General features: G+C 59.6%; 16 protein-coding genes. 10 read left to right on the forward strand and 6 right to left on the reverse strand.

Translation table 11 applies throughout. The annotated features are described in order from the left end of the window. Window positions 1–43 precede the first annotated feature (43 nt). From rpsA to J4864_RS09660, 3 genes are all read right to left on the reverse strand, one after another. On the reverse strand, window positions 44–1825 hold the full coding sequence (gene rpsA / locus J4864_RS09650) for a 30S ribosomal protein S1 (protein ID WP_211814718.1): 1782 nt from the start codon (window positions 1823–1825) through the stop codon (window positions 44–46). 108 nt (window positions 1826–1933) lie between these two features. Continuing rightward, a complete protein-coding gene (locus J4864_RS09655; protein ID WP_246479536.1) occupies window positions 1934–6361 on the reverse strand; it encodes a translocation/assembly module TamB domain-containing protein in 4428 nt (1475 codons plus the stop codon). Between the two features lie 98 nt (window positions 6362–6459). Beyond that, window positions 6460–6840: a hypothetical protein gene (locus J4864_RS09660; RefSeq protein WP_211814720.1), complete on the reverse strand. Its 381-nt coding sequence runs from the start codon at window positions 6838–6840 to the stop codon at window positions 6460–6462. Window positions 6841–6844: 4 nt separating this feature from the next. On the opposite strand from J4864_RS09660, the gene J4864_RS09665 reads away from it, so the two are divergent. From J4864_RS09665 to J4864_RS09710, 10 genes are all read left to right on the forward strand, one after another. Then, a complete protein-coding gene (locus J4864_RS09665) occupies window positions 6845–8197 on the forward strand; it encodes a Na(+)-translocating NADH-quinone reductase subunit A (protein ID WP_211814721.1) in 1353 nt (450 codons plus the stop codon). A gap of 262 nt (window positions 8198–8459) precedes the next feature. After that, the gene (locus J4864_RS09670; RefSeq protein WP_007367088.1) at window positions 8460–9611 is read left to right on the forward strand and encodes an NADH:ubiquinone reductase (Na(+)-transporting) subunit B; all 1152 of its coding nucleotides are present in this window, start codon (window positions 8460–8462) and stop codon (window positions 9609–9611) included. A 15-nt stretch (window positions 9612–9626) separates the two neighbouring features. Then, complete coding sequence (nqrC, locus tag J4864_RS09675) at window positions 9627–10340, forward strand: NADH:ubiquinone reductase (Na(+)-transporting) subunit C (RefSeq protein WP_211814722.1); 714 nt, start codon at window positions 9627–9629, stop codon at window positions 10338–10340. A 30-nt stretch (window positions 10341–10370) separates the two neighbouring features. Continuing rightward, a complete protein-coding gene (locus J4864_RS09680) occupies window positions 10371–11000 on the forward strand; it encodes an NADH:ubiquinone reductase (Na(+)-transporting) subunit D (protein WP_211814723.1) in 630 nt (209 codons plus the stop codon). 2 nt (window positions 11001–11002) lie between these two features. Next, on the forward strand, window positions 11003–11629 hold the full coding sequence (gene nqrE / locus J4864_RS09685) for an NADH:ubiquinone reductase (Na(+)-transporting) subunit E (protein ID WP_211814724.1): 627 nt from the start codon (window positions 11003–11005) through the stop codon (window positions 11627–11629). Window positions 11630–11639: 10 nt separating this feature from the next. After that, window positions 11640–12908: an NADH:ubiquinone reductase (Na(+)-transporting) subunit F gene (nqrF, locus tag J4864_RS09690; protein ID WP_007367092.1), complete on the forward strand. Its 1269-nt coding sequence runs from the start codon at window positions 11640–11642 to the stop codon at window positions 12906–12908. A 252-nt stretch (window positions 12909–13160) separates the two neighbouring features. Then, window positions 13161–14225 carry a LacI family DNA-binding transcriptional regulator gene (locus tag J4864_RS09695; RefSeq protein ID WP_211814725.1) on the forward strand — a complete coding sequence of 355 codons (1065 nt, stop codon included), beginning with the start codon at window positions 13161–13163 and terminating at the stop codon, window positions 14223–14225. Between the two features lie 158 nt (window positions 14226–14383). Further along, window positions 14384–15667 carry a Na+/H+ antiporter NhaC family protein gene (locus tag J4864_RS09700; protein ID WP_211814726.1) on the forward strand — a complete coding sequence of 428 codons (1284 nt, stop codon included), beginning with the start codon at window positions 14384–14386 and terminating at the stop codon, window positions 15665–15667. A gap of 102 nt (window positions 15668–15769) precedes the next feature. Beyond that, window positions 15770–16585 (forward strand): hypothetical protein, encoded by an 816-nt coding sequence (locus J4864_RS09705; RefSeq protein ID WP_211815411.1) that lies wholly within the window; start codon window positions 15770–15772, stop codon window positions 16583–16585. A 234-nt stretch (window positions 16586–16819) separates the two neighbouring features. Beyond that, window positions 16820–19771: a TonB-dependent receptor gene (locus tag J4864_RS09710; protein WP_211814727.1), complete on the forward strand. Its 2952-nt coding sequence runs from the start codon at window positions 16820–16822 to the stop codon at window positions 19769–19771. Window positions 19772–20703: 932 nt separating this feature from the next. Here the strand turns inward: J4864_RS09710 and J4864_RS09715 are convergent. From J4864_RS09715 to J4864_RS09725, 3 genes are read right to left on the reverse strand one after another with little or no spacing between them, the layout of a single operon-like run. Beyond that, window positions 20704–21984, reverse strand: coding sequence for a DUF4302 domain-containing protein (locus J4864_RS09715; RefSeq protein ID WP_211814728.1), 1281 nt, complete (start codon window positions 21982–21984; stop codon window positions 20704–20706). A 10-nt stretch (window positions 21985–21994) separates the two neighbouring features. After that, window positions 21995–22930 carry a zinc-binding metallopeptidase gene (locus J4864_RS09720; RefSeq protein ID WP_004353573.1) on the reverse strand — a complete coding sequence of 312 codons (936 nt, stop codon included), beginning with the start codon at window positions 22928–22930 and terminating at the stop codon, window positions 21995–21997. A gap of 20 nt (window positions 22931–22950) precedes the next feature. Further along, a complete protein-coding gene (locus J4864_RS09725) occupies window positions 22951–24513 on the reverse strand; it encodes a RagB/SusD family nutrient uptake outer membrane protein (RefSeq protein ID WP_040554427.1) in 1563 nt (520 codons plus the stop codon). Between the last annotated feature and the right edge of the window lie 12 nt (window positions 24514–24525).

A 24525-nucleotide genomic window follows, 5' to 3' on the forward strand; every position in this document is an offset into this window, starting at 1 on the left:
GCCGGAACGGCCTGGTACTTTTATGACAGGTGATGGGGCAGGATTACTTGCCTTCCTCCATTTTCTTCTTCAGGTCGGCCAGTACGCCGAGGTCGCCGAGAGAGGTGCCGGCAGCGATGTTGTTGATGGCTGCTGTCTCGTTCTTCTGCGGCTTGTTGCTGTTGCGCTGGCGGCGCGGTTCGTCCTTCACTTCCTCGAACGTGCGGGAGTGGGAGAGGATGATGCGCTTGGTGTCCTTGACGAACTCGATGACCATGAACGGCAGTACCTCGCCCAGCTGTGCCTGCGTGCCGTCCTTCTTGACGAGATGCTTCGGCGTGGCGAAGCCCTCACCGCCTTCGTTCAGCGTGATGACGGCGCCCTTGTCCATGGACTCGGTGATCTTGCCCTCGTGAACAGAGCCCGGCGTGTAGATGCGCTCGTATTCGTCCCAAGGATTGGTCTCGAGCTGCTTGTGGCCGAGGCTCAGACGGCGGTTCTCCTTGTCTATCTCGAGTACGACGACGTCGATGTCGGCACCCTGTGTGGTGAACTCTGAAGGATGCTTTACCTTCTTCGTCCAGGAGAGGTCGCTGATGTGGATCAGGCCGTCGACGCCTTCCTCAAGCTCTACGAAGATACCGAAGTTGGTGAAGTTGCGTACCTTTGCCGTGTGCTTCGAGCCTACCGGGTACTTCACCTCGATGGTCTCCCACGGGTCTTCCTTGAGCTGCTTGATGCCGAGAGACATCTTGCGCTCCTCGCGGTCGAGGGTCAGGATGACTGCCTCTACCTCGTCGCCCACCTTCAGGAACTCCTGTGCGGAACGCAGGTGCTGGCTCCAGCTCATCTCGGATACGTGGATCAGGCCCTCTACGCCCGGCTGGATCTCGACGAATGCGCCGTAGTCGGCCATGACGACTACCTTGCCCTTGACGTGGTCGCCCACCTTGAGGTTCGGGTCGAGCGAATCCCATGGGTGCGGCGTGAGCTGCTTCAGGCCGAGTGCGATGCGCTTCTTCTCCTCGTCGAAGTCGAGGATGACGACGTTGATCTTCTGGTCGAGCGAAACGACTTCATGCGGATCGCTTACGCGGCCCCATGACAGGTCGGTGATGTGTACGAGTCCGTCGACACCGCCGAGGTCGACGAATACACCGTAGGAAGTGATGTTCTTGACGGTACCCTCGAGGATCTGTCCCTTCTCCAGGTGGGAGATGATTTCCTTGCGCTGTGCCTCCAGCTCGGCCTCGATGAGTGCCTTGTGTGAAACGACTACGTTGCGGAACTCCTGGTTGATCTTGACCACCTTGAACTCCATGGTCTTGCCGACGAATACGTCGTAGTCGCGTATAGGATGAACGTCGATCTGGCTGCCGGGAAGGAAGGCTTCGATGCCGAACACGTCAACGATCATGCCGCCCTTGGTGCGGCTCTTGATGTAGCCCTGGATGACCTCGTCGTTCTCCAGTGCCTTGTTGATGTTCTCCCAGCTCTTCTGCAGGCGTGCCTTCTTGTGGGAGAGGACGAGCTGTCCGCGCTTGTCCTCCTGGTTCTCTACATAGACCTCGACCTTGTCGCCGGGCTTGAGCTCCGGGTTGTAGCGGAACTCGGAAGCGGGGATGATGCCGTCGCTCTTGTAGCCGATGTTGACGACTACTTCCTTCTTGTCGACCGAAATGACAGTCCCTTCAACTACCTGGTGTTCCTGGATCTTGTTGAGCGTCTCGTCGTATGCCTTGGTGAGGTCGTCCTTGCTGGCCTCGTTCTTGGCACCGTTCTCGAACTCGTCCCAGTTGAAGTCAGCTAAAGGCTGTACATTCTGGACGTCTTTGAAATTTGTCATAAAGTGTTTAAAAAATAATTGAATTAATAAAGTTCGACTTTATATTGCCTGTGAAATGGGCTGAAACGGCCCAAGTCGGCTGCAAAGTTACGAATAATATTCTGAACGTCAACGTTCTTGCCGGGCTTTTTTTGTCTTTTTCTTCCTGTGCCCGAAGATGTCGCCCAGGTTGTTGAAGTCTTTTTTCAGGATCAGTCCTATGCCCTGCGTGGTCAGCGAGTTGCGGGTGAAATAGCGGTCGTTGGTCTGGTTGTAGACGCGGAAGGCGACGTTGCCGCTCGGGAAGAGGAGGTAGCGGATGTCGAAGTCGCCGATGAACGACGCCTTGTCCTTCGCCACGTTGTTGCGGTAGCCGAACTGTCCGTTGAAGAGGAGGCGGTTGTTGAACATGCTTCCCGAGAGCATTCCCTCGTATTCGGCGTTGTCGAATCCCTCGTTGCCGGTGGCGATGTTTGCGCCGAAGTTCCAGTTGTTGTCCTTCACGACGTTGGACAGCACGGTGTTGATCTGCTGCGAGAGCGTCCCCGAGAGGAGGCTTTGCATGGCGAGCGACGCGCCGCTGTGTTCCTCGTTCTTCTGCGCCGTGCTGTTGTTGTTGGTCTGCGGATAGAAGCGTCCCACGGCGAGGAGGTAGAGCACCTGCTGGTTGAGCTCCTGTTCGGAGTTGAGGACGGAGCGCACCATCTGCTGCGCGTCGGGCGAGAGGGAGGGGAGGTCGAGCCCGAAGGTGACGGCCGGCGCGCCCGGTGTCCCCCCGATGTCCAGCAGGCAGTTCACCTTCGTGTTGTTGCCCGAGAAGGTGCTGCCCAGCCCGAGGTCGCCCAGCGGGACGGAGTTGATGATGTAGCTGGCCTTCAGGTTCAGGGCGGCGTTGAACGGGTCGCCGCCGAAGGCGATGGTCGAGCCGGGCTGGAAGACGAACTGCTTCTTGATGATGTCCTGGATGGTGAGGTTGTATTGTCCCTGTCCGACGTTGTAGTTTCCGTAGAGCTGGAAGGCCCCCTTATTATAATAGGTGGCGCGGATGATTCCCGATCCGTTCAGGCGGATGTTGTCGCCCGTCGTCTCGTCGAGCAGCACGCCGAGGGTGAGGTCGGGGGTGGTGTGCAGGAGGAAGTTCATGCGCAGGTCGCTCGGGATGTCGTCATATCCCGGGAGGACGACCGCCGCCTTTTCCGGGCTTCCGGCGGCGTCGGCCGTTGCGGCGTCCGGCAGTCCGGTGCTGTCCTTGGGCAGTCCGGTCCACCGGATGAAGTTGTTCGGCCCCGCATCGCCGGCCGCGGCGGCATCGTAGGTGAGGCGGGTGTTCTTCTCCGGCGTGAGTTCTATGTCCATCGTCGTCTCTCCCGGGCCGCCCTTTATGCGGCAGTCGCCGGTCCCGTAGACGACTCCCCAGAACGTCTCCTTTCCCTGTTTCTTCGGGTAGTTGTAGGCCAGGAGATTCTTCGCCTCGATGTTGATGTCGTAGGTGAGGTGTCGCAGGCTGTTGTGGTGCAGTCCGCCGGTGACGATGCCGATGTGCGACTGCGGGTCCGTGAGGGTGTCCCTGTCGAAGAGGATTTCGTCCGGGATCATGCGGATGCGTGCGTTGCGCAGGGTGTAGACGGCTCCCGCCGGCTTGACGAAGACGCTGCCGCAGGCCTCCATGTCGCCTTCGAGGTTGACGTTGCTGAGCGGCCCGACGACCTTGCACCATCCGTTCGCCCGCACCTGGATCCGGTCCATGAACGACCCGCAGAAGCTCCGGAGGAAGTAGAGGTGGGTGTCGTGGGCGTAGACGGGCAGGTTGATGTAGCTGTTGCGGAGGTCCACGTAGCCCTTGATGTCCGTGCGGGCGTCACCGTCGTCGGCCCGTGCGTCGATGTGGATTCTTCCGTCGCGGCCGTTGTATCCGACGCTGGCGGAGAGCGTGCCCATGTCGCCTTTCTCAAACTGGAAGCCGTTGACCTTGAGGCGGGCCTCCATCTGCGGGCGGTGGAAGAACGACCTGACGGAGGCCGTCCCTGTCGCCGTCCCCGAGAAGCTGACGCTGTGGAAGTTGACGAGGTTGAGGACATACGGGATGTCGATCTCCCTGAACCTGATGAGGATGGAGTCCTCGGGGTTGCCGGAGGTCTGTCCGTTGACGATGATGTGCTGGTTGCGGTTCGACAGTTCGAAATGGTCGATCATGAGCCTGTTCCGGTGGTAGGAGAGGTCGGACGGCTGCACCTGCAGGGCGATGGAATCGAAGTGGATGGTCGAGGGGTTGAAGTGCAGGCGGGTCTCCAGTCCGCCCCGGCGGCGTTCGAAGGCGGCGGTGCTGCTGATGTGTCCGCGGACCGGCGACGGCCCCGGCAGCTGGAAGTCGATGTCCGAGTCGATGCGGTTTCCGGCGATGTGTCCCTGTGCCGTCATGCGGACGTGCGGCCCTGTCCCGCCCTCCCGTTCGGCGGAGAGGACGGCATGCAGCCCCTGCGGCCGGCTGCCGACGTCCAGCAGCAGGTGGCGGAGGCGCTGTCCGGCGCAGGTGAGGTCGGGTGCGTCGACGTGCAGGTCCAGGCCGTTGTGCCGTTCGTCCACCTTTCCCTCCACCCGGACGGGGCGGGATGCGTCGAGCGGTGTCCGCAGCAGGCGGTTGAGCGTCCGTGTGTCGTCCAGCTGCAGGGAGAAGGCGTAGGCCGCCCGCCCCTTTGCGATGCTGTACTCCGGACGGGGGTAGACGATCCCGGGGAGATAGTGCCCCAGCACCCGGAGGAGGCTCTGCGGCAGCGTCGCCGGGTCGTACTGTCCTGCCAGGTGCGCCTCGCCGAAGTCGGTGCGTACGTCGAGCGACCTGCCGAGGAGGCCGTTGTCCGCCGTCGCCTCCAGCCGGTCGAGGGCGATGTCCTGCCCCTCGCCTGCCAGGTTGAATCCGCTGACGGCGAGGCTTCCGGTCAGGTCGTCGGGACCGGCCCCCTGCCCTTTGATCACGGATCTGAACGACAGGGTGCGGTCGCCCAGTGCGTCCGTCAGCTGCAGACGGTGCAGGTTGACGGCCCGGGCGTCGACCGTGAGGTCGGCCTTCAGCTTTCCTTTCCGGTGCAGGAAGGCGAGGAGGTTGGCGGCCCTGCCGTCGATGGCGAGGCTGCCGTTCGGGTCGTCTATCGATGCCTTCCCGCTGAAGGCATCCCCGGCGTAGACACCGTCCAGCCGGATGTTGCGGTAGGTATAGCCTTTGTAGCGGAACGACCGTATGTCGCCCTTCGCAAGGAGGCGGGAGAGGTCGGTGCTCCCCTCCGCCAGCAGGTCGGCGCTGACCTTCCCGAAGTCGGGATTGTCAAGCACTTTCGTCATGTCGAATCCCTGTGTGCGGACGCTCGCCCGGACGTTCTTCCCCTGTACGGCGGCCGTCAGCCGGATGTCGCCGGCTCCTGTCCTGAGCAGTCCCTTTGCGCTGTATCTGCCTGTGGCATGGGTGAAAGAGCCGTGGTAGAAGATGCCGCCGAGGGACTCCAGCGGCTTCGGCAGCGGCTGCCGGAGCGCCTGTGCGATGCGTAGGATCATGGGGTGGCTGATGCGCAGCGGCGTAAAGGAAATGTCCCATGCGGGGCGGGTGTCGAGATGCCGTATCCGTCCTTTCGCCCTGACCTGTGTGGCCAGTGTCCTGTCGGCGACGGAAAGGCTTTCTATGCGGAGCGAGCGGCGCGTGCCCTGTGCCTCCAGGGAGGCTTCACAGGCGGTCGTGAAAGGGCGTAGGGCGGGCAGGAGAGCGGCGAAGTCGGCCGGCGTGACGGTCGCCTTGAAGCCCCTGACGGCATAGCGCAGCGTGCTGCCGTCAGGCCGTCCCCTTTCCATGCGGTAGCCGGCCGACAGTTCCTTCAGGACGATGCGGCTGGCGGGGGTCTCGAGGCGGAAGCCGTGCAGCGAGGCATGGCGGCAGTCGGCCTTCAGGCCGAACGTCAGCTGCCGCACCTCCAGGCCTGCCGCTTCCCTGAACGCCAGCGTACGGAGGTCGGCCCACAGGCTGGTGTCCTTCAGCTCGTGGAGGACGAGATAGGCCGAGATGCCGCTCACGTCGATGTGGTCCGGATTCAGCCGGCCGGGCGTGCGGGGGGCATCCAGCCGGTCGTAGCGGATGCTTCCGTGGCGGACGACAAGGCTGTTGATGGAGAGGCGGAGCGGGGTATGGGCGGTGGTGTCTTTCGAGGCCAGCGAGTCCAGGGCGAACTGGAAGTTGGGGCGGGCGTTGCGGCCCGTCTTGTAGAAATCCGCCTTCAGGCCGAATACCTGTGCCGACGAGATGTCGATCTCTCCCGTGCGCAGCAGGTGCCAGAGGTCGACCTTCGCCCCGATGCGCGAGGCGGAGAGCATCCGCTTCTTCTGCTGGTCGTAGATGAGGACATCGTCCAGCACGAAGCGGTTGAAAACGCCCAGGTCGATACGTCCCACACGCACCTCCGTGCCCAGCTTCCGGCCTGCCGCACCGGCCGCCTTGCGGGCGAGGAAGTCCTGTACTGCCGGCAGGTGCAGCAGTACGATGGCGGAGAGGTAGAGACCTGCCACGGTCCATACCATCCACCGGATAAATGTCCTGAGTTTCTTCAATTCGTCTACAAAACTACTAAAAAAACGTTTTATGCTCAAATTATTACATTCAAATATGCCAAATCTATTTAAATTTTGCTACATTTGCAGAAAATAAGCTGCGCTCGGCAAATTGAAAACAAGTTTTCTTTGCGCTCGCCTGCATTGTTTTTGCAGAAAATAAGCTGCGCTCGGCAAATTGAAAGCACGCTTTCTTTGCGCTCGCCTGCATTGTTTTTGCAGAAAATAAGCTGCGCTCGGCAAATTGAAAACAAGTTTTCTTTGCGCTCGCTTGCATTATTTTTGCAGAAAATAAGCTGCGCCCGGCAAATTGAAAGCACGCTTTCTTTGCGCTCGCCTGCATTGTTTTTGCAGAAAATAAGCTGCGCCCGGCAGGGCGGGGCGCTGTGCGGCTTGTTCCGAAAGAGGAATCTTAAAGATGAAATAATATAAAAAATCGGATTTATCATTGTTATGGCAAATGTAATTAAGTTGCGGAAGGGCTTAGACATTCACCTTGCAGGACGTGCGCAGGAACAGCTGCTGCCCGTGAAGGCGGCCGTGGAGTATGCGCTCGTGCCCGACGACTTCGTGGGCGTGACCCCCAGGGTGACCGTCCGTGAAGGCGACCACGTCCGTGCCGGCGATCCGCTGTTCGTGGACAAGGGATGCCCGGAGGTGGGCTTCGCCTCCCCCGTGAGCGGCACCGTCTCGGCGGTCGAGCGCGGAGAACGGCGTAAGGTGTTGCGTGTGAAGGTGACTGCTGATGCGCAGCAGGAGTATGCTGACTTCGGCGTGAAGGACGTGGCGGGCCTGTCGGCAGACGAGGTCAAGGACGGGCTGCTGAAGGCTGGGCTGTTCGGGTATATCACCCAGCTGCCGTATGCCGTCGCCACGCGTCCCGACACGGCGCCGAAGGCCATCTTCGTGTCGGCTCTTCGTGACAAGCCCCTGCAGGGCGACTTCGAGTATGAGCTGAAAGGGCAGGAGCACGACTTCCAGACGGGGCTTACGGCGCTCTCCAGGATCGCCCGGGTCTGCCTCGGCATCGGTGCGCGGCAGACGGCGGAAGCCCTGACCGGGGCGAAGGATGTGGAGGTGAACGTCTTCGACGGTCCGTGTCCGGCCGGCAATGTCGGCGTGCAGGTCAACCACGTCGCGCCGGTCAACAAGGGCGAGGTGGTGTGGACGGTCGATCCCACGGCCGTCATCTTCTTCGGCCGCCTGTTCAACACCGGGCGGGTGAACCTCATGCGCCGTGTCGCCGTGGCCGGCAGCAGGGTGAAGCAGACCGGTTATGCGGACGTGCTCGTGGGCACGCCGCTGAAGCAGATCCTGGCCGGCAACGTCGCCGACGGCGGCCGCCATGTGCGCATCCTCAACGGCAATCCGCTCACCGGTGCCGTCGCCGACGAGGCCGCCGTGCTCGGCGCCCACACCTCGGAGGTGACGGTGATTCCGGAGGGTGACGACGTACACGAGGCGTTCGGCTGGATGCTCCCCCGGCTCGACGACTTCTCCACCTCTCGCAGCTACTTCAGCTGGCTGCAGGGCGGAAAGACTTACGACCTCGACGCCCGCATCAAAGGCGGCGAACGCCACATGATCATGAGCGGCGAGTACGACAGGGTGCTGCCGATGGACATCTACGGCGAGTACCTCGTCAAGTCGATCCTCTCCGGCAACATCGACAGCCAGGAGCAGCTGGGCATCTACGAGGTGAGTCCGGAGGACTTCGCCCTCGCCGAGTTCGTCGATAGTTCCAAGCTGCCGCTGCAGAAGATCGTCCGCCGGGGATTGGATATCCTTAGGAAAGAAAACGCATAGGGGACTTGACGGACCCGCAATGATGTCAACTTCAGCTCCCTGTCCGGCCGTCTGCAGCCGTCTGTCCGGCAGCCTGCCGTCATTCTGCGGCGCGGACGGAAGATTCCCGCACGGCCGGGACCGGGATTCCCGACGGCCGGGAACACGGTTCCCAAGGGTCGGGAACAGGATTCCCAACCGGTTGGGAACAGGATTCCCAACGGCCGGGACGGTTTCGCCGGAGAGGAGCTTCAGACTTTAAGAACCCTGTAACAAAAGTAATATGAGTTTAAGAAATTATCTCGATAAGATACGCCCGAACTTTGAAGAGGGCGGAAAGCTGCATGCTTTCAAGAGCGTCTTCGATGGTTTCGATTCGTTCCTCTACGTCTCCAGCGAGACTTCCAGGAGCGGTGTCTCCATCCACGATGCGATCGACTCGAAGCGAATCATGAGCCTGGTGGTGCTGGCGCTGGTGCCCGCCATGCTGTTCGGAATGTACAACATCGGCTACCAGAATGCCGCCGCCGCCGGGAAGCTGGCGGAAGCAGGCTGCTGGGGGATGTTCCTCTACGGCCTGCTGGCGCTGCTGCCGAACATCCTCGTCTCTTACATCGTCGGCCTGGGCATCGAGTTCGCCTGGGCACAGTGGAAGGGCGAGGAGATCCAGGAGGGCTATCTGGTGTCGGGCATCCTGATCCCGCTGATCATCCCCGTGACCACGCCGCTGTGGATACTCGTGCTCGCCGTGGCCTTCGCCGTCATCTTCACCAAGGAGATCTTCGGCGGAACAGGCATGAACATCTTCAACGTGGCACTGGCGGCGCGCGCCTTCCTCTTCTTCTCCTATCCGAGCCGGATGACCGGCGACAGCGTCTGGGTGGCCCGTGACTCCATCTTCGGACTGGGCTACACGCTCCCCGACGGCTTCACGATGGCGACGCCGCTGGGGCAGATAGGGCAGGGCGTGACGGTCAACGCCTCGCTCCAGGACATGATCACCGGACTGATTCCCGGCTCCGTCGGCGAGACGTCGGTGATCGCCATCGCCATCGGTGCGGCCATTCTTCTCTGGACGGACATCGCCAGCTGGAAGACCATGCTCAGCGTGTTCCTCGGCGGGACGGTCATGGGCCTCCTCTTCCAGGCGACGGGAGCGACCCCGGTACAGTGGTACGAGCACCTCGTGCTGGGCGGCTTCTGCTTCGGCGCGGTCTTCATGGCGACCGACCCCGTCACCTCGGCGCGCACCGAGACCGGCAAGTGGTTCTACGGCTTCTTCATCGGTGCGATGGCCATCATCATCCGTGTCCTCAACCCCGGTTACCCCGAGGGCATGATGCTCGCCATCCTCTTCGGTAATATGTTCGCACCGTTGATCGACTACTGTGTCGTACAGTCCAACATCAGCAAGCGCGCCAAGCGTGCCAAATAAACAAGGAGAAACGAAATGAAAACAAACAGCAATTCCTATACAATCATCTATTCCGCCGTCCTCGTGCTGGTGGTGGCCTTCCTGCTGGCCTTCGTGTTCCAGGCGCTGAAGCCGATGCAGGATGCCAACGTGCAGCTCGACCAGCAGAAGCAGATTCTCTTCGCGCTCAACCAGGACCGTGACATGACCGATGCGCAGGCGGTGGAACTCTGGAAGAAGATCATCGTCGCCGACGACGTCATCGACGCCGCCGGCAAGGTCGTCGAGACAGGACGGCCGGGCGGCGTGGAGGCCGGCTTCCGGCTCGACAGCAAGGATGCCAAGGCCGGACGGCTCGCCCTGTACCGCTGCAAGGTGAACGGCGAGGAGAAGTATGTCATCCCCGTCTATGGCAACGGCCTCTGGGGTCCCATCAACGGCTTCATCGCCATCAACGGCGACCGGCGGACGGTCTTCGGGGCCTACTTCAACCACGAGAGCGAGACGGCCGGCCTGGGTGCGGAAATCAAGGACAACGCGGCCTGGCAGGCGAAGTTCAAGGGTAAGCACCTCTTCGCCGGCGGCAACGACAGGCAGATAGCCCTCTCCGTGGAGAAGAAAATCTCCGACCCCGGCACGCAGGTAGACGCCGTGACCGGCGCCACGCTCACCAGCAACGGCGTGACGGAGATGCTCCATGCGGAGAAAGGCGGTCTGCAGCCCTACGTGAAATTCCTGAACAGCAAATGAAAATCCCAACCATTCAGAACGTAAAGAAAAATGGATTTATTCTCAAAGCAAAATAGAGAGGTGTTCAGCAATCCGCTGAACCTGGACAACCCCATCCTGGTCCAGGTGCTCGGCATCTGCTCCGCCCTCGCCGTCACTTCGCAGCTGAAGCCGGCGATTGTCATGGGGCTTGCCGTCACCATCATCACGGCATTCTCCAACGTGATCATCTCGCTCATCCGCAACACCATCCCCAACCGCATCCGCATCATCGTGCAGCTCGTGGTGGTGGCGGCGCTGGTGACCGTCGTCAGCCAGATACTCAAGGCCGTGGCCTACGACGTGAGCGTGCAGCTCTCCGTCTACGTCGGGCTGATCATCACCAACTGCATCCTCATGGGACGGCTCGAGGCGTTCGCCATGACCAACCGGCCGTGGCCGAGCTTCCTCGACGGCATCGGCAACGGACTGGGCTATGCCCTGATCCTCGTCACCGTGGGGGCCGTGCGCGAGTTCTTCGGCCGCGGGTCGCTGCTCGGCTTCAAGCTGCTTCCGCAGAGTTTCTATGACGCCGGCTACATGGACAACGGCATGATGACGATGCCGGCCATGGCGCTCATCCTCCTCGGGTGCGTCATCTGGGTACACCGTGCTTATTTCTATAAAGAAGACAAGAAGTGATTATGGAACATCTTATCAGTTTATTCTTCCGGTCCATCTTCGTGGACAACATGATATTCGCCTTCTTCCTCGGCATGTGCTCGTTCCTCGCCGTGTCGAAGAACGTGAAGACATCGCTCGGGCTGGGTGCAGCCGTCACCTTCGTGCTGCTCGTCACCACGCCGGTCAACTACCTGCTGCTGACGAAAGTGCTCGGATCCGACTGTCTGGCCGACGGCGTCGACCTGACCTATCTCAGTTTCATCCTCTTCATTGCGGTCATCGCCGGCATCGTGCAGATCGTGGAGATGGCGGTGGAGAAGTTCTCGCCCTCCCTCTACGGCGCACTGGGCATCTTCCTGCCGCTGATCGCCGTCAACTGCGCCATCATGGGCGCGTCGCTCTTCATGCAGCAGCGCATCGGCCTCGACCCTTCGAGCACGCAGTACATCGGCTCCGTGTGGGACGCGCTCGTCTACGGCCTCGGCTCCGGCCTCGGCTGGACGCTGGCCATCGTGGCGATGGGCGCCATCCGCGAGAAGATGGAATATTCCGACGTGCCCAAGCCGCTGCAGGGACTGGGCATCACTTTTATCACCGTAGGACTGATGGCAATGGCAATGATGTGCTTCTCAGGTCTTAAAATCTAAGCGAACAATCATGGGACAATTCATAACAACAAGTATTGCGGTATTCCTGATTACCATCCTCGTGCTGGTAATCCTCCTGCTCGTGGCGAAGAAGTACCTCAGCCCGAGCGGAAAGGTGACGATAACCATCAACGGCGACAGGCAGCTGACCGTCGACCAGGGCAGCTCCGTCATGGCGACGCTGAACGAGAACGGCGTCTTCCTGCCTTCGGCCTGCGGCGGCAAGGCCAGCTGCGGACAGTGCAAGGTACAGGTGGTGGAAGGCGGCGGCGAGATACTCGACTCCGAACGTCCGCACTTCAGCCGCAAGGAAATCAAGGACCACTGGCGGCTCGGATGCCAGTGCAAGGTGAAGGGCGACATGGCGCTGAAGGTGCCGGAGTCGGTCATGGGCGTCAAGGAGTGGGAGTGTACCGTCATCTCCAACAAGAACGTGTCCAGCTTCATCAAGGAGTTCAAGGTGGCGCTGCCGCCGGGCGAGCACATGGACTTCCTCCCCGGGTCCTACGCGCAGATCAAGATTCCGGCCTACGACTGCATCGACTACGACAAGGACTTCGACAAGAACGACATCGGCGAGGAGTACCTCGGGCCGTGGAAGAAGTTCAACATCCTCTCGCTCAAGGCACACAACCCCGAACCGACCGTCCGTGCCTATTCCATGGCGAACTATCCGGCCGAGGGCGACATCATCATGCTGACCGTCCGCATCGCCTCGACACCGTTCCTGCCGCGCCCGCAGGTGGGCTTCCAGGACGTGCCGACGGGCATCGGGTCGTCGTACATCTTCTCACTCAAACCGGGCGACAAGGTGATGATGAGCGGCCCTTACGGCGACTTCCATCCCAACTTCACTTCCGGGAAGGAGATGATATGGATCGGCGGCGGCGCCGGCATGGCTCCGCTGCGGGCGCAGATCATGCACATGACCAAGACGCTGCACGTGCGCGACCGTGAGATGCACTTCTTCTACGGGGCACGCTCGCTCGGCGAGGCGTTCTTCCTCGAGGACTTCTGGGAACTGGAGAAGGAATATCCTAACTTCCACTTCCACCTCTCGCTCGACCGTCAGGACCCGAAGGCCGATGAGGCCGGCGTGAAGTACTACACCGGTTTCGCCGTCAACTGCATCCGTGACGAATACCTCAGCAAGCATGAAGCACCCGAGGACTGCGAGTATTACCTCTGCGGACCTCCCATGCTCATCAAGACCGTCACCGACTATCTCGACAGTCTGGGCGTAGACCAGGATGCCATCATGTACGACAACTTCGGATGACAGGTCGCCGGTCTTCAGGAAGCTGCCTGCCGGCCGTCAGACGGCGGTCTGCCGGTTTCCGGGCGATCTGTTTCCCTGATAACGAACAGGCGGGGATGCCACTGGTGGCATCCCCGCCTGCTGTTCCTTCCCCCTTTCCGTCTCTCCTCCGTGCGCCTTCTGCTGCAAAATAATGTCTGTGACTACACGCATTCCAACAATTATTCGTAATTTTGCACCGTGTAAGGTGAAATCATTTATCCCTTTCTACCTATGGCGGAAAAGATCAGAATCAAAGACATCGCGGAGCGCGCCGGCGTAAGTGTCGGGACGGTTGACAGGGTGCTGCACAAACGCCCCAACGTGTCGGCGGCGGCCCTGAAGCGGGTGGAGAAGGTGCTCAAGGAGATGGACTACCAGCCCAACGTCTATGCCAGTGCGCTGGCCTACAACAAGAGCTATACCTTCTACTGTCTCCTGCCGAAGCATGCCAGCGAGACTTACTGGGAGGAGATAGAGACGGGGGCACTGAAGGCGGTCGAGATGCGCAGGGACTTTGACGTCGACCTGGAAATCATGTATTACAGCCGGCTGGACTCCCATTCCTTTATCACGACCTATCAGAAGTGCCTGAAGAAGAACCCGGACGGCGTGATTCTCGTCCCTACGACGCTGGAGCTGACGCGTCCCTTCACCGACGAACTGCACGAACGCAACATCCCCTTCATCCTGCTCGATTCCTATATGCCGTCCCTGCAGCCGCTGTCGTTCTACGGACAGGACTCCATCCAGAGCGGACGGTTCGCGGCGAGGATGCTCATGCTCGTGGCGGGAAAGGAGCGGCCGGTCATGCTCATGAAGCAGACGAAGGACGGGAAGATGGCGAGCCGCCAGCAGGAGAACCGGGAGGTGGGATTCCGGCGTTACATGGAAGAGAACTGTCCGGAAACGGAAATCCTCGAGGTGAACCTGCCGCTGGACGAGGAGCGCAAGCGCTACGACCGCATCCTGGAGAAGTTCTTCTCTGCCCATCCGGAGGTAAGGCACTGCATCACGCTGAACTCCAAGGCGCACATCGTGGGCGAGTTCCTCCTGAAGACCGGACGCCGCAATGTGCAGATCATGGGCTACGACATGGTGCACAAGAATGCCGACTGCCTGCGGGCCGGGAGCATCTTCTTCCTCATCGCACAGCATGCCTACCAGCAGGGGTTCTTCAGCGTCGATTCCCTCTTCCATGCCATCGTGCTGAAGAAGAAGGTGGAGCCGGTCAACTACATGCCCATCGACCTGCTGACCCCCGAGAACATCGACTTCTACCACCGCTCCTGGGGCTGATCGGCATCCCCTCTCCCCCTTTTGTAATCGCTTATCCTCTCTTATAATCGCCTATCCCCGCCTATCATCGCCTATCCCCGCCTATCATCGCCTATCCCCGCTTATTATCGCCCATCCCCGCCTATCATCGCTTATCCCCTCCCACAAATATCCCCCCAATGACAGAAAACAAAAAAGGCCTCCTCGCCCTGAGTCCGCTCATGGTATTCATCGTGCTCTATCTGGTCACGTCCATCGTGTCCGGCGACTTCTACAAGGTGCCGATTACCGTGGCATTCATGGTCTCCAGCATCTTCGCCATCGCCGTCTCCGGAGGCTATCCGCTCTCGAAGCGCATCGAAATCTACAGCAAGGGAGCCAGTACGGACAACATGATGATGATGCTCTGGATATTCGTGCTTGCCGGGGCTTTCGCCAATTCGGCCAAAGAGATGGGCAGCATCGACGCCACCGTCAACCTGACGCTGTCGGTCCTGCCGGGCAATCTGCTGCTGCCGGGGCTTTTCCTTGCCGCCTGCTTCATTTCCATCAGCATCGGGACGAGTGTCGGGACCATCGTCGCCCTGACGCCCATCGCTGCCGGTGTCGCCGCCTCGACAGGCAGTTCGCTGCCCTTCGTCGTGGCGGTGGTGGCAGGCGGGTCGTTCTTTGGCGACAACCTCTCCTTCATCAGTGACACGACGGTCGTCGCCACACGGACGCAGGAGTGCAAGATGGCCGACAAGTTCAAGGTCAACTTCTTCATCACCGCACCGGCGGCCGTCCTCATCCTCCTTGTCTATGTCTTCATGGGCGAAGACCTGCATACGACGGGGCAGGCGGCATCTGTCAGCATTTACAAAATCATCCCGTACATGGCCGTCCTCCTCTGTGCCGTCTTCGGCATGAACGTCATGGCGGTGCTGACGATCGGCATCACCCTGACAGGCGTCATCGGCATCGTCGACGGCACTTACGATGTCTTCGGCTGGTTCTCGAGCATGGGGACAGGCATCACGGGCATGGGCGAACTGATCATCATCACGATGATGGCAGGCGGAATGCTGGAAATCATCCGTGAGAACGGCGGCATCGACTATCTCATCCGCATCATCACACGCCACGTCAGCAGCAAGAAGGGAGCGGAGCTGACCATTGCCTTCCTCGTGAGTCTGGTGGACATCTGCACGGCCAACAACACGGTGGCCATCCTCACCGTGGGCGGCATAGCACGGCAGATCGGCAACCGGTACGGCGTGGACAGGCGCAAGGCGGCCAGCATCCTTGACACCTTCTCCTGCTGCGTCCAGGGGCTGATTCCGTACGGCGCGCAGCTGCTGATGGCTGCCGGACTGGCCAAGCTCAATCCCGTGAGCATCATTCCTTATCTGTATTATCCCATGGCGCTGGGCATCGCAGCCCTGCTGTCGATCCTCTTCCATTATCCCCGCCGCTACTCATAGCGTCCCTCTCTCATCCCTTCTTATTACCGTCTATCATCGCCCATCATCGCCCATCCCCGCTTATCATCGCCTATCATCATGCAGACAATCGATTCTTCTTCAATGGACATCATACAGCGTAATTTCTTCCGCATCCTCTGCTCAGGAGCGTTCGGCACGCAGTCGAGCATCGAACCGATGTCGCCTTTCAAGTGGCGGAGGCTCATGCAGATGGTGGAGGCGCAGCAGGTCATGCCGGTCTTCATCAACGGCATTGCCCAGCATGCCATGGACGAGGGACTGAACCTTCCGGAGGGGATCATCGCCGACCTCAGGGGAAGGCAGGACGAGCGCAAGTCGCTGGCGGCGAGGATTCCGAAGACCGTCAGGCTCAGCAATGCCTTTCTGAACCGGCGGTTGAAGAATCTCATCTACAACGAACTGCACAGCATCGACACCTCTGTGGAGGCGCTCGATATGCTGAAGCTCATTGTCTCCAACTCCGAGGTGATGTTCACACGGGGGATGAACCTGGGGGGAATCATCACGATGGGCGAATACCTCCGGACACGCGGCGACAAGGTGGACTTCGTGAAACTCGACAACTGGCTGACGGCTCTGCAGCTGCACGGGATGGCGGAACTGCAGGGCAACGTCCTCATATCGGTCTTCGGCTTCGAGCAGGACGAGCTGCCTTTCGTCACCAAGAGCGACCCGAAGGCATACCGGCTGACCCTCCGCAGCGTGTCGGACCTGGCGAAGGACACGGCGCAGGAGTGGCATTTCAGGCAGAACTCCGCCGGCTTCGTGCAGAACAACAATGCCGTTCTCCGTCGCAACCTCAGCCGGAGTCTGCGTTACGTGGGCTATGCCCCTGTCGAGACCACCAGCAACTTCTTCCGCAACTTCGTGAAAAGTCTGTCTGAAATCGAAGAGTAGACCGGCGGCAACACACCGTGATGTTTTCCTGTTGTCTATCCCCGCCCATCCCCTTCTATCCCCTTCTATCCCCGCTTATCATTGCCCATCATCGCCCCTCCCCGTCCCCCTCTTATCCCCGCCCATCATCCCCCCTCCCCGCCTATCACCCCCTGAAAAACTCCCCCCTTGATTAAACCTTATCCTCTCTCAGACGTCATATTTCACGTTTAGATCATCAAAAAGAAGACATTTATGGTAAAAAGACTGTTGACACTTGTCCTCCTGCTTTCCGCCTCCATGGTGATGCTGGCACAGAACAGGACAATTACAGGAACACTCTATGACGGAGAGATGAAGGAACACGTGCCCTTTGCCGTCGTCCAGCTGCTGAAGCAGGACAGCAGTTACGTAGTAGGAGCCACCTCCGACGAGACCGGTACGTTCAAGGTCACCGCCCCGGCAAACGGACGGTACATCCTGAAGGCATCGTATGTAGGCTACAGGACGATCTTCCAGAACGTGACGATTGCCAATGAGCAGGATGTCTCCGTCGGACAGCTTGACTTCCAGACAGACACACACATGTTGAAGGAGGTCAAGGTGGTGGCGAGCGCGCCGAAGGTGGTCGTGAAGGCCGACACCTTCCAATACAACGCCTCGGCCTACCGCACACCGGAGGGCTCGACCATCGAGGCACTGGTGAAGAAGCTGCCCGGGGCAGAGGTGTCGGACGACGGGACGATCAAGATCAACGGCAAGGAGGTGAAGAAGATTCTCGTCAACGGAAAGGAATTCATGGCGGGCGACACGAAGACCGCCATGAAGAACCTCCCCGCTTCCATCATACAGACCATAAAGGCCTACGACCAGCAGAGCGACCTCACCCGTGTGACGGGCATCGACGACGGCAACGAGTCTACGGTCCTGGACTTCGGCGTGAAGCAGGGGATGAACAAGGGACTTTTCTCCAATATCGACCTCGGAATCGGGACGAAGCACCGTTATTCTGAACGCGGCATGGCGGCCTACTTCAACGACAAGTTCCGGATGATGGGATTCGTCTCGGCGAACAACGTCAACGACATGGGCTTCGGCGGCGGACCGCGCGGCGGCTTCGGCGGTGTACGGCAGGGACTGAATGCGACGAAGATGGTCGGCCTGAACATGAACTACGACAACGGACAGTCGCTGCAGTGGGACGGCAGTGTGCGGTGGAATCATGCCGACGGCGACCTGAACGCACGCATCGCAGCGGAGAACTTCGTGGCGCAGCAGGGCTCTTTCTCCAACCGCCTCTCACAGCAGTACACCCGGACTGACTCGTGGGACGGCCGGTTCCGTCTGGAGTGGCGGCCCGATTCGGTCTGGAACATCATGTTCCGCCCGAACATACAGGTCGGCAGGAACGACGGACAGACTGTCAGCACGTCGGCCGCCTACAGCGCCGACCCTTACGGGACCGTCGACGACCCCTTGTCGGCAGCGGCCATCGCACAGCTCAAAGCCAGGGGACTGATGGTGAACAGTCAGCAGAACACGACCATCACCTACGGCGACAACACCTCGCTGGGGGCGATGCTGCAGGTGAACCGCCGGCTGGGGAAAAAGGGACGGAACGTGACGCTGCGCATGGACGGCGACTATACGGATGCCGACTCCAGGACTTTCTCGACACAGGACCTCCAGTATTTCCAGCTGCGGGACGCACTCGGCAACGATTCCACCTACCGGGCGTACCGGTTCAACCTCATGCCGACGAAGAGCTGGGATTATGCCGTGCAGGCGACTTACAGCGAGCCGATAGCCCGGAAGACCTACCTGCAGTTCAGCTATCAGTTCAAGTACGGTTTCTCGAAGAGCAACCGCGACACCTACGATTTCTCGGCACTGCCCGCAGCGACATTCAGCGGTGTGCATCCGGCTTACCGCTCGTGGAACAGCTATTTCGGTCTGCTGGCGCAGCCGGTGGACAGTTACCTGGACGGCAGTCTGAGCCGCTGTTCGGAATACCGCACCTACACACACGACGTGCAGGTGATGCTGCGCATGATCCGCAGCAGGTGGAAGATGAACGTGGGCGTGATGCTGCAGCCCCAGCGTTCCACCTATAGGCAGGATTATCTCGGTGTACACGTCGACACGGCACGGACGGTGGTGAACTGGAGCCCGACGTTCGACTTCCGTTACCGTTTCAGCGAGCAGAGCAACCTGCGCATCAATTACAAGGGGACGGCGACACAGCCGACGATGAGCCAGCTGCTCAACATCACCGACAATACCGACCCGCAGAACATCTCCGTCGGTAACCCCGGACTGAAACCGGCCTTCACCCACCGTTTCCGACTCTTCTACAACACCTTCCGGCAGAGCCATGCACAGGCGCTGATGACCTTTGCCAACTTCTCCGCCACACGCAACGCCATCGGCAACAGCGTCAGCTATGATGCGGCGAGCGGAGCACGTACGGTGAAACCCGTGAACGTGGACGGAAACTGGGACGCCGATGCGGCGGTGATGTACAATACGAGCATCGACTCGGCCGGTGTATGGAACTTCCATACCTTCACGCGTGCCGGTTTCAACCGATACGTCAGCTTTCTGCAGCCGGACTTCGCAAGCAGTCTGCAGAAGAACATCACGAAATCGCTGACGCTGGGCGAACGCCTCGCCGGCAGCTACCGCAACAGCTGGCTGGAACTGGAGCTGGACGGGTCGGCCGACTTCACCCGGACGAAGAACAACCTGCAGAGCTTCAGCAACCTGCATACCTGGCAGTTTGCCTACGGCGGCACGTTGAGCCTGAGCCTGCCGTGGAACATGAGCCTGTCGACCGACCTTCACCAGACCAGCCGCCGCGGTTACAGCGACGCCTCGCTGAACACGAACGAGCTGCTGTGGAATGCACAGCTGTCGCAGAGCCTGCTGAAAGGCAATGCGCTGACGGTCAGCCTGCAGTTCTATGACATCCTGCACCGGCAGAGCAATCTGTCGCGGGTCATCAGCGCCGTGAGCCGTACCGACACGGAGTACAACAGTATCAACAGCTACATCATGCTGCGTGCCACCTACCGGCTGAACCTGTTCGGCGGCAGGAATGCCATGCCGAGACCGAAGGATGCGCCGCCTTTCGACCATCGCGGGCCGGGCATGAGACCGGGCGGGCCGGGGCCTGGCGGTCGTCCGCCTATGGGGGGAGGGTTCTGAAAAGGGAATCGTCCCTGAGGAGACAGAATGCAAAGCGGCGGCCTGACAGCTTCCGGCGTGTAAGTTGAATTTTCAGAAAACAAGGAAAAGTCCATTTCTCTGCCCACAGACGGGTTTTGAAATGGACTTTCCGGTTTTTCCGGTCAATGCGTAGATGGGAAACAGAAGAAAGGCTTCTACGCCTGCAGGGCATGACCGTCCAGAATCAGACGGAGCCTTGCAAAGGGGGATGAGCTGCAAGGTAAGATGCAGGAAAGGCAGATTGATACGATGCCGGTCCATCGGCAGGCCTTTCCGTCTTCTGCAGACAGCCGATTCCCATGCCGCCGGTATTTGTAAACTGTTTTCATGCAGCGCAAAGCAGCACATGCCCTTCTGGCTTCTAAAAGATGCCTGACTGGCCTGCAGAAGGTGCTCTTTCAGCGTGTTGCCAACGCCCTTTTGAAGTCCAATCAGGCACCTTTCAGAAATGAAGTGACAACCAGTTGATAGACTGCCGGTTACAGACCTGCTTTTTGCACGTTTTTTTTATATTTTCAGATGATCTGTCTGGAATTATGTAATGGTTTTTCAAAACCCTGTCTGTATTCCCGGCATATTAAACTGAAAAGGTTTTTGTATCAAAGGATGATGACAGAACAGGCAGTTGACAGCCTTGGCTATGTTTTCGTTGGATGAATCACTCCGGTACTTCCGTTGAAGCCATACGGAAAGCATCCGCGCATTTAACGGAAGGACCAAAAAGAACCCTGTCAAAACTCGCCGTCCGAGTCTGACAGGGCTTTCCTGTTATAATGGGTATCGGCAAAGCCCTATACCCTGTGATTTGCTTGCGGAGGAGTTCTGCAGAGATTCCCGTCTGTGTTGTTCCCTGTCATCCCTCCTGTCCGTCTTCCTTGTCCCGTTGGTTCTTTCTTCCGGGGGATGGGGTGTCAGAAGTCTGCGCTCCAGATTCCTCTGTAGAAGACGAAGGACACCTCGTCGTGGCTGTTGCTCGTCATGCGCAGCCACAGCGGATGCTTCGGGTCGTCGATCGACAGTGTATAGTCTGTCGCCTGTCCGTTGACGAGGAAGGTATTGGCGATGTCCTTCAGCTTGTACTGGTTGTAGAAAACGGCACCGTTCCTCTCGTTGGCCGTACCTTTCGGATTGGGCCTGAAGCCCTTGATGGTGATCTGGTTCTTCCCGCTGGTGCTGTAGAGCGTGCGGAGGTTGCCCCAGTAGTCGCCCACATAGGATGACAGGCTCAGGAAGCCCGGTGTAGTGCTGAAGAAGACCGTGACGATCTCCATGTTCTTGCTTGCGGCATAGGCGGCGGCGGCCTTCCATACGTTCATCTCCGCCGTGCTGCTGTAACCCACGTTGATGGTCCAGTTGTCGCTGAAGAAAGCTTCGAGCGGCGTGATGTCGCGCGGGGACAGCATGACGCTCTTGTCGTCGGGGTCGACCCACTTGTCGTCTGTGGAATAGGTGAATGCCGTCAGTTTCCTTCCGTTCAGCGAGTCGGCCTTCAGCACCTCGATGCCCTGCGGCGTGTAGATGAACGGAATGGCGACGGCCTTTCCGTTCTTGTCCGTCGTGTGCAGGGTATGCAGGTTCATCCTGGCAGGCAGCGTGTCCTTGTCGATGATGATGTTGTAGCGTTCGGAACTCATGCCCGACGCAACGGTGGCAATCTGCGTGAAGAAGCTGTCCCACGTGAGGTCTTCCGGCATAGGGGTCATGACGACCCGGTCGCCGTGCTTGCGCCCTTTCAGGACGATGCTGTCCTTCGTGTAGGACATGACGCGGAACTCGAAGTCGCCCTGGAAGCCTTTCCCGTCCTTGCCGACAGCCTTCCCGTTGATCTTCCCGACAGGGTCTGAATACTTGTGCAGGGCGGCATTGAAGGAGTCGAAGGACAGCAGCACGCCCTGTCCCTGCTGTACGGTGTAGTGCGAGGTGCCCTTGGCGTGATCGCTTTCCTCTTCGCAGAACACGTTGTCCTCCTTGTCGAATCTGCAGAGGATGTTGAATCCGCCGAATCCGCCGGAGCCCTGATAAGCCATTTTCCATCCGTTCGGGGCAGCCGTGAGGATATCCTTTGTCTCGCTGATCGCCTCGGCGATGCGGTCGGGAGACGGCTTGTCGAAGGCATCCTCCACCTCCGGCGTGCAGGAAGCCGTGAAGACGAGTGCCGTCAATGCAAACAGTAATCGATATGTCTTTTTCATAACTTAAGTCTTAATTTAATGTTTCCAGATCCAGTGTGCTTACTTCGCTTGCACGGCGCAGCACGATGGTGCGCAGCTTGTCGATGTCCACGCCCCACGCATCCTTCAGGTAGGTGCGGATGATGCTCAGCTTGGCAAGGATGGCCTTTTTGCCGCTCTCGTCGCCGTTGGCTGCCGTGACGGCCTGTGCGAGCCGTTTCTGCCACATGGCATCGGTGTCGGTCACGTAGCAGGAGAAGACCTCGGCGAAGTCCTCGTTGTATTCGCTGCTGGCATAGCCCGTGACGAATCCTTCCGCTCCCGAGTTCAGGTCCTTCACGTTCACCCAGTCGGCCGTGTGGTACTTGCCGGCGGAGATGCCGCGGAAGTCGGTCGAGTAGTCCTTGAGCTGGGTCAGGATGTGTGCGAACTCATGGTGCATCGTGTGGAAGTAGGCCCGGTTCAGGTCGAAGGCGTCCGACGTGCCGTAAGGCGTCGTCTGCTCGATGTAGATGTGGGCGGGGTCGAGTGCGTTCACCTGGAAGAGGTTGACACGGATGCCGCCCTCGGCGAATCCCAGTACGATGGAGCCGTTGCTGGTGTATTCCGCCGACCCGATGAGCTGGAACTCACGGAAGCAGTGCTGCTTGAGGAAGTCGGGACCCATCAGTTCGGTATAGGCGTCGAGCCACACGTGCTTGATGATCTTTGCCAGGGCGATGGACTTCTTGATGTCCGCCGGACTGACGTTGTATGACATATCGCTGTTCTGGTCGATGTAAAGGTAGTCGAACCGGATGTTGTACGGGTCGGCGAAGTTCTTCCGCAGCCATTTGTCGAAAGCCGTGCTGTCCGCCTTTGCCTCTCCTTTCTGGAAGATGGAGCGGGACGTGTCGACATCGTCGTTTGAACAGGCGGCAGCCAGGGCTACGACGACTGCCATGAGCAGGAATTTTATTGTTTTCATACGTATAGTCCTCCTTTTGTTTAATTTTCTCGTGGGTTAGGTTCCATTCCGGCCTCGATGACGTCGCCCGGCAGCTGCAGGGCGCCGCGGAGGTCGCCCGTCTTGAAGTAGATGGGGTTCTCGCCGTCGAGCAGATGGGTGAAGGCGATGCCGTAGCGTTTGAGGTCCATGAAGCGCAGTCCCTGCATGCAGGTCTCCAGCCGGCGCATCTGCAGCAGGGCGTAGAGCAGGTTGGTCTGGGTCTCGTCAATCGTGAATCCCTGTGGGTGCAGTGCCTTCTTGACGCCCATCTGGTCTTTGCTTTCCATCTTCTCCGGCACCGTTTCCTGGCTGTCGAAGAACGCCTTGATGGAGGCGATGGTCAGCGTCGGACGTGTCGCCGTACCGGAAGACGGGGCACAGTGTACGGACACCCATGTGTTCATGTCGGCCAGCGCCTCGGTGTATTTCTTCAGCAGGATCTCCGCCTCGGCACGCACGAGGAGGGTCTCGTCAGCCGTGAGGACGGGATCGACGACATGGATGTAGCCTCTCGTCTTGGCGGCATTGGTGTATTCCCATTCGTCCGCCAGCTTCGGATAGACAACCACCTGGTTGGGTCCGTAGAGGAGCTTCGTCTCATAGAGCGTGTTGTTGATCGAGCCGGTGCCCCAGGGCATCTCCGCCCAGTACAGCTCTCGGTCGACGAGGTAGTTGGCGTAGTTGTAGCGGTTGAAGGCGCCTGAGGTGGTCGCATACCCGAGGTAAGAGACCGCCGTCTGGAGCATGAAGTTGGCATTCTCGCTGGAACTGATGTAGTTGTTGTGTATTTCGCGGCGGCCGCCCGACAGGCTCTTGTAGTGCGAGACGGTGCGCATGAGCGACGCCGGCTGCGTGCCGAGTGCCTTGGTGGCATACTCCAGTGCCTTGTCCCACTTGTGGTAATAGAGGTTGAAGCGTGCGGCGAAGGCATAGGCGGCCCGCGGGTTGAAGTGATACTTGGGCACCGTCATGTACTCGTCGCTGACGTGGGGCAGTGCCGCCTCGATGTCGGCGTTGATGTTCTCGTAGAGTTCGCGCAGCGTCCCCCGCTTGTCCACCGACCGGTTCGCCTCCTTGGGGTAAGGCAGTCCGAGATACTGGTCGGCTTTCGACTCGTCGTAGGCCATGCAGAAGGCATTGGCGATGCTGAAGACCGCCCATGCCCGGCAGAGCAGCGCCTCGGCGCGTACGGCTTCGATGTTGCCGCTCTTCACCTTGCCGAGGTCTTCCAGCGCCTGGTTGGCGTTGCCGACGGCGTAGTAGGCGTAGCCCCATACGTGCTGCGGGTCGTCGTTTCCGGTCGTGTTGACCGCCTTCCAGCGGTACACCTGGTCCTGGTCGGTCTGGTAGTAGAAGGTCTTTCCGTTGTCGGTGACGTTGTCGCTGCTCCACTCCATCATGAAGGCCGGGGAGGCTGTGGAGTAGGCGGAGGACACGAGCTGCGTCGCTTTCTCAAAGTCGTTCACCTCGGCACGGTCGTCAGGCAGACGGTCCAGGAAATCGTTGCAGGAGGAAAGACCGAGGAGGCCTGCCCCCAGAAGCAAAACACTTATCTTTTTCATTTTCGTTTTCTC

This window comes from Prevotella multiformis (assembly GCF_018127985.1).
In the GTDB taxonomy this organism is placed as follows: Bacteria; Bacteroidota; Bacteroidia; order Bacteroidales; family Bacteroidaceae; genus Prevotella; species Prevotella multiformis.

Excerpts from the sequence above, each read along its gene's own strand:
- J4864_RS09725 (WP_040554427.1), bottom strand. The coding sequence starts at position 24,513 with ATGAAAAAGATAAGTGTTTTGCTTCTGGGGGCAGGCCTCCTCGGTCTT.
- J4864_RS09705 (WP_211815411.1), top strand. The coding sequence starts at position 15,770 with ATGGACATCATACAGCGTAATTTCTTCCGCATCCTCTGCTCAGGAGCG.
- J4864_RS09700 (WP_211814726.1), top strand. The coding sequence starts at position 14,384 with ATGACAGAAAACAAAAAAGGCCTCCTCGCCCTGAGTCCGCTCATGGTA.
- J4864_RS09660 (WP_211814720.1), bottom strand. The coding sequence starts at position 6,840 with ATGATAAATCCGATTTTTTATATTATTTCATCTTTAAGATTCCTCTTT.
- J4864_RS09695 (WP_211814725.1), top strand. The coding sequence starts at position 13,161 with ATGGCGGAAAAGATCAGAATCAAAGACATCGCGGAGCGCGCCGGCGTA.
- rpsA (WP_211814718.1), bottom strand. The coding sequence starts at position 1,825 with ATGACAAATTTCAAAGACGTCCAGAATGTACAGCCTTTAGCTGACTTC.
- nqrE (WP_211814724.1), top strand. The coding sequence starts at position 11,003 with ATGGAACATCTTATCAGTTTATTCTTCCGGTCCATCTTCGTGGACAAC.
- J4864_RS09720 (WP_004353573.1), bottom strand. The coding sequence starts at position 22,930 with ATGAAAACAATAAAATTCCTGCTCATGGCAGTCGTCGTAGCCCTGGCT.
- nqrC (WP_211814722.1), top strand. The coding sequence starts at position 9,627 with ATGAAAACAAACAGCAATTCCTATACAATCATCTATTCCGCCGTCCTC.
- J4864_RS09665 (WP_211814721.1), top strand. The coding sequence starts at position 6,845 with ATGGCAAATGTAATTAAGTTGCGGAAGGGCTTAGACATTCACCTTGCA.
- J4864_RS09680 (WP_211814723.1), top strand. The coding sequence starts at position 10,371 with ATGGATTTATTCTCAAAGCAAAATAGAGAGGTGTTCAGCAATCCGCTG.
- nqrF (WP_007367092.1), top strand. The coding sequence starts at position 11,640 with ATGGGACAATTCATAACAACAAGTATTGCGGTATTCCTGATTACCATC.
- J4864_RS09710 (WP_211814727.1), top strand. The coding sequence starts at position 16,820 with ATGGTAAAAAGACTGTTGACACTTGTCCTCCTGCTTTCCGCCTCCATG.
- J4864_RS09655 (WP_246479536.1), bottom strand. The coding sequence starts at position 6,361 with ATGGTATGGACCGTGGCAGGTCTCTACCTCTCCGCCATCGTACTGCTG.
- J4864_RS09670 (WP_007367088.1), top strand. The coding sequence starts at position 8,460 with ATGAGTTTAAGAAATTATCTCGATAAGATACGCCCGAACTTTGAAGAG.
- J4864_RS09715 (WP_211814728.1), bottom strand. The coding sequence starts at position 21,984 with ATGAAAAAGACATATCGATTACTGTTTGCATTGACGGCACTCGTCTTC.